Raw genomic sequence first — 461 nt, forward strand, 5'->3', positions numbered from 1 at the left:
CCGCCCGCGCTGCGGCCGGCCAGCGCGCCGAAGGCGCCGAAATCGGTCTTGGAGGCGCTGCCTTCGGAGGCCGCGACCTGCACGCCCGAGCGGTTGTCGATCAGTGTCAGCAGGGCGCTGGCTTCCTTGGTCTGCATGTTGCCGCCGATGGCCGCCAGTGCGCGGCCACGGCCGCCACCCACCAGCCCGCCCAGCGCCCCCCCGATGCCGCCCGCGTCACTGTTGCTGAACACGATCTCGGGCGACAGGCCGTAGTCGGAGGCCACCATTTGCCCACGACCGAAGTTGCTGCCGCCGCGCATTTCACCCGATTGCATCAGCGCGCGCTCGCGCGTCATCGCGTTCATGCCGGCCGCGCCGCGCTCGACCACGATGAAGCAGTTCGATTGCTGCACCAGCAGGCGCAGCAGGTTGGCCGTGGGCGGCAGGCGGTATTCGCCGGTAAGGATGGTGTACCAGCC

The 461-nt window shown here is 70.3% G+C and carries 1 pseudogene; it reads right to left on the minus strand.

The window, feature by feature from the left end:
- Nucleotides 1–461, minus strand: a pseudogene (locus tag ACCD11_RS28385) (peptidoglycan-binding protein); the annotation flags it as partial.

The organism is Variovorax sp. Varisp36, assembly GCF_047304235.1.
GTDB lineage: Bacteria > Pseudomonadota > Gammaproteobacteria > Burkholderiales > Burkholderiaceae_C > Variovorax.